This window comes from Agathobaculum sp., assembly GCF_050946325.1.
GTDB lineage: Bacteria > Bacillota > Clostridia > Oscillospirales > Butyricicoccaceae > Agathobaculum.
Map to the genome: position 1 here is coordinate 1 of NZ_JBMNUP010000051.1, position 11262 is coordinate 11262.

Consider the following 11262-nt stretch of genomic DNA (forward strand, 5'->3'; position numbering starts at 1 on the left):
GCTGTGCCCGTTCGTCGGCGGCATTGCGCTCATCGTCTTTTCCTGCATGCTGTGGCTGCGTCCGGCCAGCGCGCTGGTCACGCTTGGCACGGGGCTGGCCTGTCTGGCGGCCGGCGTTTTGCTGGGGCTGCTGATGATCAAACTGTGTACGCTGTTCATACCTCCGGTTTTCCGCGGTTTTGTCGCAATTCTGCGCTGGCCGGTTGATAAACTGAGAAAGAGAGGCGCTGCCAAATGAAAAAACTGGTCATTTTCTGTCTGATCGTTCTGCTGATCGGCGGCGGGCTTGCCGCGGGCGGTCTGGCTGCCGGCGGCGAACTGTACGGCACCTATTACAACGGCGCGCTGCATCCGGTGCGCGAAACGCTGCACGACGCCGACCGCTGGTGGCACGGCGGCGTACATTGGCGCGAATGGGTGGATATTGACGGCGAATACCATGCCGGCTGGTTTGAAGATGTCCCCGCAGACGGCCATCCGCTTGACGGTCTCGACCCCCTTGCCGCCTTCCCCACTGTCAGAGACAGCGAGCCGGTTTCCGAGCTGGACATCCGGCTGACCGGCGGCGCATACCGCATTGTGGAAGGCGAACAGTTTTCCATCGCCGGAGCCGCGTCGCTCCGGACGAACGAACTGTCCGACGGCGAATGGAAACTGCGCGCCGAAGCACAGTCCGAGCAGCAGGAAGTGATGATTACGCTGCCCGCGGAGGGTAACTTTTTTGAAGAAGTTTTTCTTTCTGCGCATGACTGCACACTGCAAATCGAACCGGCCATCGAGGCGGAGGAATTTAACCTTACTGTGCAAAACAGCACGGCCGCAGGGCAAACCAGCGCCAATGATATTGATTTAACCGCGGCGCAGGGTACAATCACGCTCGTCATCCAGAACCCGTATTCCGATTATCAAATCGAGGCGAAAGCCAATGACGGCAACATCCTGCTCAACGGCACGGCAATTGCCGGAACGGATGCCGGTGCAGTCCGCGCCTGCCTTGGCGACGAATCCTGCCCTGCCGAACTCGATATGAAGGCGGACGCGGGCGTGATTGAAATCACCATCCCCTCTTGACGAACGCTTCCAAACAACGTATGATTAGGAAAGAAGGATTTTATCATGAAAGGTAAAAAACTGTACCGCAGTGAAAGCAACCGCATGTTGTGCGGTGTATGCGCCGGCATTGCAGAGTATTTCGATATCGACCCGACGCTTGTGCGCCTTGGATGGGTTTTGTTGTCCTTCCTCGGCTTTTCCGGCATTATCGCCTATGTGATTGCGGCAATTATTATACCGACACAAAGCACCCTTCAGTAAAAACGGAGAGGAAGCGTTTATCCCATGAACAAAGATCAGCAGCCGCAAACCGAATCCTCCGGACCGCAGCCTGTGCGCGGCGCGTCCGGCATAAATGCCGAATGTTTTCGCGGCGCGGCGCTCGGCATTGCCGTGGCCTATATTGCAGCCGGCCTGTTCGGCATGATTTTCGATAAAGAAGTCAGCGCCACCACGCTTGCGCTTGTTTTTGCGGTTTTCGGCTATCTGATTGCCAAAAAGCGATATGACAAGGCCCACCCTGCCGTCACAGAGGACGCGGCAGAGGACTCCCCCGCCGGCTCCAGCGAGCCGGACGGCGAGTAACCGTTTTTTCACACGCATTCTGCCAGCCGGACTTACTGCCGGCTGGCATTTTTACCGAAAGGAGCCCTTTGCCATGACCGCCTATACCTATATTCTGCGCTGCGCGGACGATACGCTCTATTGCGGCTGGACGAACGACCTGACCGCCCGCCTTGCCGCGCACAACAGCGGCCGCGGCGCAAAATACACACGGGGGCGCGGCCCTGTCACGCTGGCCTACAGCGAGCTGTTTGAAACGCAGGGCGAGGCCATGCGGCGCGAGGCCGCCGTCAAGCGCCTTTCCCGTGCCGAAAAAGAAGCCCTGCTGCTCACGCAGCAGGGCGGCGAAACGCTGACCATATATGACGCAGACGGACGCCCCTGCGGCGAACGGCCGCGCGCTGTCGTCCATACGCAGGGGCTGTTCCATCATGTGTGCCATCTGTGGACCGTAGGCGTATGGGACGGCGTCTGGGGGCTGTGGTTACAGCAGCGGCAGTTTGACCGGCCGCTCTACCCGGGCTGGTTCGACCTGACCTCGACCGGACACATTGACCCGGGCGAAACGCCCGCCGCCGCCATTGCGCGCGAAGCGCGCGAAGAAGCCGGTCTGCTGCTGGAAGAAAGCCTGCTGCTGCCCGCCGGCAGCTATCGCCAGCAATACCCTCGCGGCGGGGACGGCGGGTTTGACGATGAGCTTGCGTTCGCCTTTGTTTTCCGCGCAGACGGGCTGCCGCCCTTTTCCCCCGGCAGCGAGGTCGCGGACATGGTTTTTGCCGCGCTTTCGGATTTTTCCCTGGCGCATGAACAGGACGTTCCGCTGCCCGCCCGCCGGATGGACGGCAGCGCATGCCTCATCCCGCACGACCGCCTGTGCTGCCTGCATCAGGCTGAGTGGCAAGGGGTGCGTCCGATTTTAAGCCGGCTGTCTGAGCAAAAATAAAAAACGGTGCGCATTAGCGCACCGTTTTTTATCATCCGTTCATGCGGTTCATCACACCGACCAGCACACAAAGCACCAGGCTGACGCCGGCTGCAATCGCGCACATCGTCGCCCTGCGGGAGCATGCCTTTGCCTTGGGGTCGGACTGCGGGTCGCTGCACTCGCTGCGGCCCGTAATCATACCGTACCGCACCTGCAGGAAGGCGGTCAGCGCTGCAAACAGGCCGAACGCCACCAGCAGTGCCAGCTGAAGGCTTTTCATATCAGTGAATCAGGTTGAGCACGATGGCGGCAATCACAAAGATTACGCCGACAGCAGAGGTCAGGCGGGCCAGGATCTTATCCGCCGCGCTGGCCTTGCCCGCGCCGAAGAACGTCTCCGCGCCGCCGGAAACAGCGCCCAGGCCCTGCTGCGCGCCGCTCTGCAGCAGCACAACGATAATCAGAAACAGGCTGGCAATAATCATTACAACAGACAATGCGATTTGTGCGGTAGTCATTTCAATCTTCCTCCAACTATTCAATAACCGCGCCATGCCGCGGCGCGCAATGCTTGCGTATAGTGTACTATATCACAGCAGTATCGCTTTTTCAAGTGTTTTTTTGCAAAAAAGGCTTCAAAACATTCTTCAGCGCGCCGTCTCTGTGACTTGTATACGCCTTGCCTTCCGCAAGGGCGGCGACCGCCGCGCGCACGTCCATCCAGCCGCGCCCCTCGCTGAAGAAGTATCGCTCGGCCTTGAGTTTTGCCAGACGCTTTTCCACGCTCCTGTCCACCCGCTCGGTCACCAGAATCAGCGAAACAATCGAAAACTCATGCGACGCATCCGGCTGCACCAGTTCCTGCGCTGCCCGCAGCACATAGTCCCACCAGTCCTCCAGCGCCTGCACATCCAGTTCGGGCACGGCGAACAGCAGGCGGTATTCATGCGCGTGCGTCTCTCCGCCCACGGCCACCAGGCCAAGCGCTTTGCGCTGCTCGCTTACGGAAAAGCTGCTCACCAGCGCCGCCGTCCGCCCAGCCACCTGCACATTCATCCGGCTGGTAAACGCAGGGTCCTGTCCGGCGATCATTCTGTCCCGCAATGCTACAAATTCTGCTGAAAAATCCATACTGAGCCGCCCCTTTTTAAAGCTGCGCGGGATATTCGCCGCGCGCGGTCATCTCGGCAATCGCGGCGCAGACCACCGGCTTATCCTCCCGATAGGTCACGCCGAACCAGCGGGCCTGCGTGGTCAGCACCCGTGCGGTCGCGCGGCCGGCCAGAATCAGTTCATCCACTGCAAAAGGCAGATAATACTCGCCCTTCATCGGATTTTGCGGCAGCTTTTCGGCAAAAAAGCGGCGCAGGCCGTCGTCCAGCACAGGCAGGAAGGAGGGCGTAAAGCCCCACAGGTTCATGGAAACCGGCGTACCCTCTGCAATGATGCCGGCCGGCTCGTCTCCGTCCGCAGCATAGCCAATCGTGCCGTCTGCCGCGCGGCAGATCGCCGTGCGCTCCACAATGCTGTCCAGCAGGCCGTTTTCATCGGCCGTACACACGCCGCGGGACACGGTTCCGTTTTCCGTCAGCGTGTTTTCCACGCGGTAGCCCACCATGCAGTAACGGTACTTTTCATCGTCTTCGGCCGCGGACAGATAATCATACACCTTGCGGAATGCGTCCGCACCGTAAAAATCGTCCGCATTGATTACCGCAATGGGACAGCCCTCGGTCAGGCCGCGCGCGCACCAGACCGCGTGCGCAGTGCCAAGCGGTTTTTCCCGCCCTTCCGGCGCGCGCAGGCCTTCGGGCAGACTGTCCAGCGTCTGATAGGCATAGTCCACCTGCATAAAGCTGCGCGCCTTCCGGCCAATCGCCTGCTCGAACGCATCGCGCAGTTCAGGCCGGATGATAAACACCACGCGCTCAAAACCGGCGCGGTGCGCGTCATAAATCGAATAATCCAGAATGATCTGCCCGTTCGGCCCCACAGGGTCAATCTGCTTGAGTCCGCCGTAGCGCGAACCCATGCCTGCGGCCATAATCACTAAAACCGGTTTTTTCATCGTATACTTCCCCTGTTTTTGGTACAAAATAAGAACGAACACGGCTTGCGCGTCCGCCTCTGTTTACTTATTATACAAGACCGTATCAGAAAACACAAGATGTTTGCGCCCCGCCCGATTTTTTTTGTAGAAAAACATGAAAATCTTGGGTATTCCGCGCGAACGATTGCAAATTCAGGGGAAAACTGTTAAAATAAAGCCGTTAATAAATTATCAGAGTACGGAAACACTTCGTCAAAGAGAGAGGGAGTTACACAACTATGCGCAAAACCAAAATCATCTGCACACTCGGTCCTGCAACGGACGCCGTCCTGCCCGAAATGATCAAGGCCGGCATGAACGTTGCCCGCATGAATTTCAGCCACGGCTCGCACGAAGAGCACAAGGCCCGTATGGACGCGGTCAAGGCGGCCCGCGCGGCGCTCGGCATGCCGGTTGGCATTATGCTTGACACCAAGGGTCCGGAAATCCGCACCAAAACCTATAAAGACGGCAAAATCGAAATCGCCGACGGCCAGCTTTTCACGCTGACGACCCGCGACATTGAGGGAGACAACACCATCGTTTCCATCACTTATGAAGGCCTGCCGAACGACGTAAAGCCGGGCACCCGCATCCTGATTGACGACGGCCTTGTTGCATTTGAGGTTGTTGAAATCAAGGACGGCACCGACATTGTCTGCCGCGCGCTCAACGCCGGCCCGCTTTCCAACCGCAAATCCATCAATGTGCCCGGCATCAAGCTGAACATGCAGTTCGTATCCGAAAAGGACCGTGCGGACATTGAGTTTGGCCTGACGCAGGATATTGACTTTATCGCCGCCTCCTTTACCCGCTGCGCGCAGGACGTGCGCGACATCAAGGCCATCCTCAAGGCCCACGGCAAGGAGGATGTTGAAATCATCGCCAAGATTGAAAACATGGAAGGCGTCAACAACATCCAGGAAATTCTGGACGAAGCCAGCGGCGTCATGGTTGCCCGCGGCGACCTTGGCGTTGAAGTTCCGTTTGAAGAGCTGCCGGAAATCCAGAAGTTCATCATCAAAACCTGCATTTCCCGCGGCAAGCGCGTTGTAACCGCTACCCAGATGCTGGAATCCATGGCCAAGAACCCGCGCCCGACCCGCGCTGAAGTTTCCGACGTGGCCAACGCGGTATATGACGGCACTTCCGCCATCATGCTCTCCGGCGAGACCTCGGTCGGCAAATATCCGGTGGATACGGTTGCCACCATGAGCCGCATTGCAGAAAACGCCGAAAGCACCATCCACTATGACCGCCGCCGCACCACCCGTCTGGAATTCCAGAACATGAACCTGACGGGCGACCTGAAGACCATCGCCATCGCGCATGCGACCTGCTCGACCACTGCGGACCTGGGCGCCAAGTGCATTGTGGCCTTCACCGAATCCGGCTCGACCGCCCGCTCGGTTTCGACCTACCGCCCCGGCGCGCCCATCATCGGCGCCACCCCGTGCGAAAAGACCTTCCATCGCCTGACCATGTCCTGGGGCGTTATGCCGGTTATGGTGCCGCGCCGTCCGTCTTCGGGCACTGAGCTGTACGATCTGTCCGAGCGCGCCGCCGTTTCTGCGGTGGACCTGCGCGTGGGCGACGTCATCACCGTTACCGCCGGCATGCCGGTTGGCAAGGTAAATTACACCAACACCCTGCGCGTACACCAGCTCACCGAGCATTCGTTCGCGCATCTGGCACAGGACTGATACTATGTCGTTCAAACGCTTCCAGCGCCGGCTTGTCCGCGTGTTAAGCGTCCTTGTGGCGCTGTCCATCGTATTTTGTTTCGGCTTATATGCCTATCGCACCTTCTTCGGGTATAATTACAATTCTTCCCTGTCTGAGAAGGACCTGGCCGCAGGCGTGCAGGCAGACGAAAATATCACCAACCTTGCGCTGTTCGGACTGGACACGCGCGAGGGCGATACGCAGAGCCATTCGGACTGCATGATGATCGTGACGGTGGACAACACGCGCGGCAAAATCAAAATGACCAGCCTGATGCGTGACAGCCTTGTTCCGGTTGACGGACACGGGGAGACCAAGCTCAACGAGGCCTACTTCTACGGCGGCCCCGAGCTTGCCATCCGCACCATCAACCAGAACTTCGGCACCGATATCCGCGACTATATTGCGGTCAATTTTGAACAGCTTGTTGAAATCATCGACGCGCTTGACGGCGTTGAGATTGACGTAAAGGATTATGAGCTGGACGAGCTCAACCGCGTTATCCGTGATTACGGCATCGAGCAGGGCAAAACCTTCAAAAGCGTGGAAAGCACCGGCTTGCAGACGCTGGACGGTGTGCAGGCCCTGTGCTACGGCCGCATCCGCAAAAACGGCACGGGCGACGACTGGGGGCGCGTTGAGCGGCAAAGCATCGTGCTGAACGCCATGTTCACCCGCGTGCAGGAGATGAACGCCAGCCGGCTGATCGGCCTGATGAACAAGCTGACGCCCTATGTCACCACCTCGCTCTCCCCTGCGGAGATTGCGCCGCTGATCGTCGGCGCGGTGAAAAACGGTGCGCCGGCGCTCGAACACACCCGCGTTCCGCTGGACGGCGAGTGGAACTATTACGGCTCCTCCGGCCAGTATATTCTGTACGACCTGGAGACGGCTGCCGCTCACATCCACGACTACATTTACAGCGATATTTTCCCGGGCGACACTTCGTCCGCCCACACGCCCGGCGGCAGCGAATCCGGCGAGGATACGCAGGGCCCGCTCGGCGGCGTGGATTACGATGAGCCGCCCACCGGTCCGGCCGCGCCGGATGACGCCGGCAGCACGGAGCCCGATGTCGACCCTGCGTCGCTTGCCGAAGAAGGCGGCAGCTACGATCCCGCAACGGGCGACTATCAGGACGCCGACGGCGACTATTACAAGCTCAATCCGGACGGTTCCCGCACCTATTATGATCAGGAAGCGTACCGCGCGGCTTTGGGCAACTGAACATGTTTTTCTGCGGCCGGGGTTACGCCCGGCCGCTCCGCATATCCTCAATCATATCAGAAGAAGGAAAACAGAGCTATGTATGTCAAACGTGTACTTCCCAACGGCGTGCGGCTGATCTCCGAACGGCTGGACACGGTGCGCACCGCTTCGGTGGGCATCTGGGTCGGCAACGGTAGCCGCTACGAACCGGCCGCACTCGGCGGCATCTCGCACTTCATTGAACATATGATTTTCAAGGGCACGGAAAAGCGCTCCGCCCGTCATATCGCCATTGCCATTGACGCGCTCGGCGGACAGGCCAACGCTTTTACCGACAAGGAATGTACCTGCTACTATATGAAGGTGCTGGACAGCCGCCTGCAAACAGGCGTGTCCATTCTGGCGGATATGTTCATGCATTCCCGCTTTGCGCAGGAGGATATTGCGCTGGAGCGCGGCGTCGTGCTGGAGGAGATCGACATGTACGAGGACTCCCCCGAAGACGTGGCCATTGACAAGCTGTTTGAACAGTGCTATTCCGGCTCGGCGCTTGGCCGGCCCATTCTCGGCACGCCGGAAACGCTGCAAACCATCAACTCCGAAGCCATGCACGACTATATGCGGCGCTGCTACCGGCCGGCCGATACGGTTGTTGCGGTTTCCGGGCATTTCACGGAAAATGACCTTGACTATATTGCGGAGTTATTCTCCCACATGGAGGGCGAAGGCCGCAACGCGCTGACCCCCGCCGTTTATCAGCCCAGCCTGCTGCTGCGCGAAAAGGAAATTGAGCAGAACCACCTCTGCCTGTCCTTCCCGGGCGTATCGCTTTTGTCCGAAGACCGGTATGCAATGAATCTGCTGAGCTCCATTCTGGGCGGCGGCATGTCCTCCCGCCTGTTTCAGACCGTGCGCGAGCAAAACGGTTTGTGCTATTCCATCTATACATTCACCACGCCGCACCTGGATACCGGCCTGTTTTCTATCTACACCGGTCTCAGCGCGGAAACCGAACAGAAAGCGCTTTCGCTCATCGTGCGTGAGCTGCGCGTATTCTGCGAAACCGGCCCGACCATCGACGAACTTTCCCGCTGCCGCGAGCAGGTGAAAACCAACCTGCTGATGGGGCTGGAAAACACGGGTACCCGCATGATGACCATCGGCCGCAGCGAGCTGCTGCGCGGGCAGGTTTTGGCCGTGGAGCAGGTGCTTGCCGCCTATGACCGCGTCACCGCGGAAGATGTGCTTGCGCTGGCGCGGCGCGTGTTTGATTTTGCGCAGGTCTCGCTCTCCGTCGTCGGCCAGCCCGATCAGCGGGACGTTTACCGCGCACTTTTGCAGTAAACCGCGTGCCCGTACCGGCACACCGTTTCCCTGATTTCTGTAAAATACCGCCGTCAGGCCCGCTTCAGAACGAAGCGGGCCTGATTCTTTATTCTTTGCTTAACATTCTGCTTCAAAAAGTTATAATTGTCTTTTCCGCCGTTCTACACTATACTGAATTTACAAGTAAATTGGAAAAGGAGCGCTTTATGGAGCTTGGGCTGAAAAACAAAGTGGTCGTCATCACCGGCGGCTCACAGGGTATCGGCCGTGCGGCTGCGCTGGAATTTGCACGCGAAGGGTGCAAAGTCTGCGTCTGTGCGCGGCGCATGGAGAAACTGGAACAGCTCCGCGCGGATTTTGCCGCAGAGGGCTTTGACGTGCTCACTTTTCGCGCAGATGTTGCGCAATATGACGAGCTGGAGGCTTTTGCCGATGCCGTTATCGCAGCACATGGGCGCATCGACATATGGATTAACAACGCAGCTGTCAACCAATACAAGCTGCTGCTCGATTACGATGCGGAGGAGTTTAACCGCATCGTCCGCACCGACCTGACCGCGGTATTCTCCGGCTCCAAAATTGCGGCGCAGCGCATGATACCCACGGGCGGCGGTGTGATTTTGCAGGCTTCTTCCTACTCGTCCATCACGCCCAGCGCAGGGCGCGCGCCTTATGCCGCCTGCAAAAGCGGCGTGATGAGCCTGACACGGACAATGGCCGCGGAATTTGCGCCCTATCACATCCGGGTAGCCGCCTATATCCCAGGCATGATCCGCACCGAACTTACCGCAGAAGGCATCGCCAAATACGGCGACGCCATGGTGCGGGACGTACCGATGAAGCGGCTGGGCGAACCCGAAGACCTTGCCAAAGCGATTGTCTTTCTTGCCTCGGACCAGGCCGCCGGCTATATCAACGGCGTGGGTCTTGAAATCAGCGGCGCCAAACGCTGTGTGCAGAACCCATGGTACGCATATGACGTACTTCAGACATAACTTCCCCCTCTCTCCCTGAAAAACAGCCTGTGAATCACTTCGCAGGCTGTCTTTCTTATCATTGGTGCAAAAACAGGGACCCGCCCAAGGCAGGTCCCTGTTTTTTCATGACAGCGTTTCATATTTCATGCGATAATAGATGCGGTTCTGGTATTCCTGCACCTGCGCCGCATATTCGGCGGGCACCGCGCTGTGATACGCGCCCTGCGCGTCAACCGCCGTTCCGTGCTGCACCACGGGCAGTTTTTTGCGCAAATCATTGACAAAGGCGAAAAACGGGTCGCTCTGCCCGCAGCCCACCGCTTCCAGCACGGCCGCGCCAAGGAAGCTTGCGCTCACGCTGCCGCCCTCCGTCAGCCCGATGCGCGACGCCAGCGTCGGAAAATCCAGCGCCGCCGCGCCCGCCTCGTTCGTCCACAGCAGGAAGGGCGGCTCGTATACATCCAGCCACGCCGCGTTTTCGCGGTCCTCTGCGATCTCCCAGTCCAGCGCGCGGTAGCACATGTAATCCTCTCCCATGCTGGGCAGATGATCGCCATACCAGATCAGCAGCACAGGCTCGTCCCGCTCTTCAAAATACGCGGCCAGCCGCCCCAGCATCGCGTCCGCGTCGCGCAGGCCGTGCGTATAGACGGTCAGCATCGTCTCCGCCTCTTCGGGCAGTTCGCGCGCCAGCTGCAGCGGATACAAATCACGGGCCTTGCCGTATTTGCTCTCCGTATAGGCCATGTGGTTCTGAATGGTGGTAACATAGGTGAACTGCGGTTTGCCGCTCTCCACCCTGCGTTCAAAGTCCGCAATCATATAATCGGTCAGCGCCTCGTCGGACACATATCCGCCTTTATACGCCTTATCGGCAAAAGCGTCCTCAAATACAATATCCTCTGCGCCCAGCCACTTATAAATATTCTGGCGGTTATAGAACCACGCCTTGCCCGGGTGGACAAACTGCGTCTGCCAGCCGTTCTGCGCCGCAACGCGGAAGGCAGAATCCACATTTTTATGCAGCACGCGGAACGAGGACACGCCCGCGTCCGACAGCATGGCCGTCTGCATACCGGTCAGCACGTCAAATTCGGTATTGGCCGTGCCGCCGCCGTAATTGGGCACGACCAGCCGGCCGGAGATCGCATGCGCCGACTGCTGGAGCGCATGGTAATGCCGCAGCGGGTCGGTCTCTTCCGTCCAGGCAAAGGCTTCGTTATCCGTGATATCGCAGAACGCCTCGCTCATCACAAAAATCACGTTGACCGGCTTGGGCTCGTCCTCCCCCGTCTGTGTGGCCGCGATCGCCTGCTCGGTCGCCGGTTTGGAAAAGCCTTCCGGTTTTTGCAGCGTATTCTGCGTCACATTGCGCAGAAAGCTGAAATGGAACC

The 11262-nt window shown here is 58.8% G+C and carries 14 protein-coding genes; 9 read left to right on the plus strand and 5 right to left on the minus strand.

What is annotated here, in order from left to right:
* From ACOYIE_RS05745 to ACOYIE_RS05765, 5 genes are all read left to right on the plus strand, one after another.
* Window positions 1-238, plus strand: a 238-nt coding sequence (locus ACOYIE_RS05745; protein ID WP_433411280.1) for a hypothetical protein, incomplete at its 5' end; no start/stop codon positions are given.
* Window positions 235-1071: a hypothetical protein gene (locus ACOYIE_RS05750; RefSeq protein ID WP_433411282.1), complete on the plus strand. Its 837-nt coding sequence runs from the start codon at window positions 235-237 to the stop codon at window positions 1069-1071. The genes ACOYIE_RS05745 and ACOYIE_RS05750, both read left to right, overlap by 4 nt.
* Before the next feature lie 45 nt (window positions 1072-1116).
* Window positions 1117-1314, plus strand: coding sequence for a PspC domain-containing protein (locus ACOYIE_RS05755; protein WP_433411284.1), 198 nt, complete (start codon window positions 1117-1119; stop codon window positions 1312-1314).
* Window positions 1315-1338: 24 nt separating this feature from the next.
* On the plus strand, window positions 1339-1638 hold the full coding sequence (locus ACOYIE_RS05760) for a hypothetical protein (protein WP_433411286.1): 300 nt from the start codon (window positions 1339-1341) through the stop codon (window positions 1636-1638).
* A gap of 73 nt (window positions 1639-1711) precedes the next feature.
* The gene (locus ACOYIE_RS05765) at window positions 1712-2560 is read left to right on the plus strand and encodes a GIY-YIG nuclease family protein (RefSeq protein WP_433411288.1); all 849 of its coding nucleotides are present in this window, start codon (window positions 1712-1714) and stop codon (window positions 2558-2560) included.
* 31 nt (window positions 2561-2591) lie between these two features.
* Here ACOYIE_RS05765 and ACOYIE_RS05770 read toward each other — a convergent pair whose 3' ends face one another.
* The 4 genes from ACOYIE_RS05770 to ACOYIE_RS05785 form a co-directional block, all read right to left on the minus strand.
* Window positions 2592-2822: a hypothetical protein gene (locus ACOYIE_RS05770; RefSeq protein ID WP_433411290.1), complete on the minus strand. Its 231-nt coding sequence runs from the start codon at window positions 2820-2822 to the stop codon at window positions 2592-2594.
* 1 nt (window position 2823) lies between these two features.
* Window positions 2824-3060 carry a preprotein translocase subunit SecG gene (gene secG / locus ACOYIE_RS05775; RefSeq protein WP_433411293.1) on the minus strand — a complete coding sequence of 79 codons (237 nt, stop codon included), beginning with the start codon at window positions 3058-3060 and terminating at the stop codon, window positions 2824-2826.
* Window positions 3061-3151: 91 nt separating this feature from the next.
* The gene (locus tag ACOYIE_RS05780) at window positions 3152-3673 is read right to left on the minus strand and encodes a hypothetical protein (protein WP_433411295.1); all 522 of its coding nucleotides are present in this window, start codon (window positions 3671-3673) and stop codon (window positions 3152-3154) included.
* 16 nt (window positions 3674-3689) lie between these two features.
* Window positions 3690-4610, minus strand: a complete 921-nt coding sequence (locus ACOYIE_RS05785) for a sugar phosphate nucleotidyltransferase (protein ID WP_433411297.1) — start codon at window positions 4608-4610, stop codon at window positions 3690-3692.
* A 260-nt stretch (window positions 4611-4870) separates the two neighbouring features.
* Here ACOYIE_RS05785 and pyk point away from each other — a divergent pair, with 260 nt between their 5' ends.
* The 4 genes from pyk (at window position 4871) to ACOYIE_RS05805 (ending at window position 9886) form a co-directional block, all read left to right on the plus strand.
* On the plus strand, window positions 4871-6334 hold the full coding sequence (pyk, locus tag ACOYIE_RS05790) for a pyruvate kinase (protein ID WP_433411299.1): 1464 nt from the start codon (window positions 4871-4873) through the stop codon (window positions 6332-6334).
* Window positions 6335-6338: 4 nt separating this feature from the next.
* Window positions 6339-7583 carry an LCP family protein gene (locus tag ACOYIE_RS05795; protein WP_433411301.1) on the plus strand — a complete coding sequence of 415 codons (1245 nt, stop codon included), beginning with the start codon at window positions 6339-6341 and terminating at the stop codon, window positions 7581-7583.
* Between the two features lie 78 nt (window positions 7584-7661).
* The gene (locus tag ACOYIE_RS05800) at window positions 7662-8909 is read left to right on the plus strand and encodes a M16 family metallopeptidase (RefSeq protein WP_433411303.1); all 1248 of its coding nucleotides are present in this window, start codon (window positions 7662-7664) and stop codon (window positions 8907-8909) included.
* Between the two features lie 188 nt (window positions 8910-9097).
* Window positions 9098-9886, plus strand: coding sequence for an SDR family NAD(P)-dependent oxidoreductase (locus ACOYIE_RS05805; protein WP_433411305.1), 789 nt, complete (start codon window positions 9098-9100; stop codon window positions 9884-9886).
* A gap of 105 nt (window positions 9887-9991) precedes the next feature.
* Here the strand turns inward: ACOYIE_RS05805 and ACOYIE_RS05810 are convergent.
* Window positions 9992-11262 (minus strand): LTA synthase family protein (locus tag ACOYIE_RS05810; RefSeq protein ID WP_433411307.1); only part of this gene is annotated, 1271 nt, incomplete at its 5' end.

What these genes read in the sequence shown, in the direction of transcription:
- ACOYIE_RS05750 (WP_433411282.1), top strand. Translation starts at nt 235, where the DNA reads ATGAAAAAACTGGTCATTTTCTGTCTGATCGTTCTGCTGATCGGCGGC.
- ACOYIE_RS05760 (WP_433411286.1), top strand. Translation starts at nt 1,339, where the DNA reads ATGAACAAAGATCAGCAGCCGCAAACCGAATCCTCCGGACCGCAGCCT.
- ACOYIE_RS05785 (WP_433411297.1), bottom strand. Translation starts at nt 4,610, where the DNA reads ATGAAAAAACCGGTTTTAGTGATTATGGCCGCAGGCATGGGTTCGCGC.
- ACOYIE_RS05755 (WP_433411284.1), top strand. Translation starts at nt 1,117, where the DNA reads ATGAAAGGTAAAAAACTGTACCGCAGTGAAAGCAACCGCATGTTGTGC.
- ACOYIE_RS05765 (WP_433411288.1), top strand. Translation starts at nt 1,712, where the DNA reads ATGACCGCCTATACCTATATTCTGCGCTGCGCGGACGATACGCTCTAT.
- ACOYIE_RS05780 (WP_433411295.1), bottom strand. Translation starts at nt 3,673, where the DNA reads ATGGATTTTTCAGCAGAATTTGTAGCATTGCGGGACAGAATGATCGCC.
- ACOYIE_RS05770 (WP_433411290.1), bottom strand. Translation starts at nt 2,822, where the DNA reads ATGAAAAGCCTTCAGCTGGCACTGCTGGTGGCGTTCGGCCTGTTTGCA.
- pyk (WP_433411299.1), top strand. Translation starts at nt 4,871, where the DNA reads ATGCGCAAAACCAAAATCATCTGCACACTCGGTCCTGCAACGGACGCC.
- ACOYIE_RS05795 (WP_433411301.1), top strand. Translation starts at nt 6,339, where the DNA reads ATGTCGTTCAAACGCTTCCAGCGCCGGCTTGTCCGCGTGTTAAGCGTC.
- ACOYIE_RS05805 (WP_433411305.1), top strand. Translation starts at nt 9,098, where the DNA reads ATGGAGCTTGGGCTGAAAAACAAAGTGGTCGTCATCACCGGCGGCTCA.
- secG (WP_433411293.1), bottom strand. Translation starts at nt 3,060, where the DNA reads ATGACTACCGCACAAATCGCATTGTCTGTTGTAATGATTATTGCCAGC.
- ACOYIE_RS05800 (WP_433411303.1), top strand. Translation starts at nt 7,662, where the DNA reads ATGTATGTCAAACGTGTACTTCCCAACGGCGTGCGGCTGATCTCCGAA.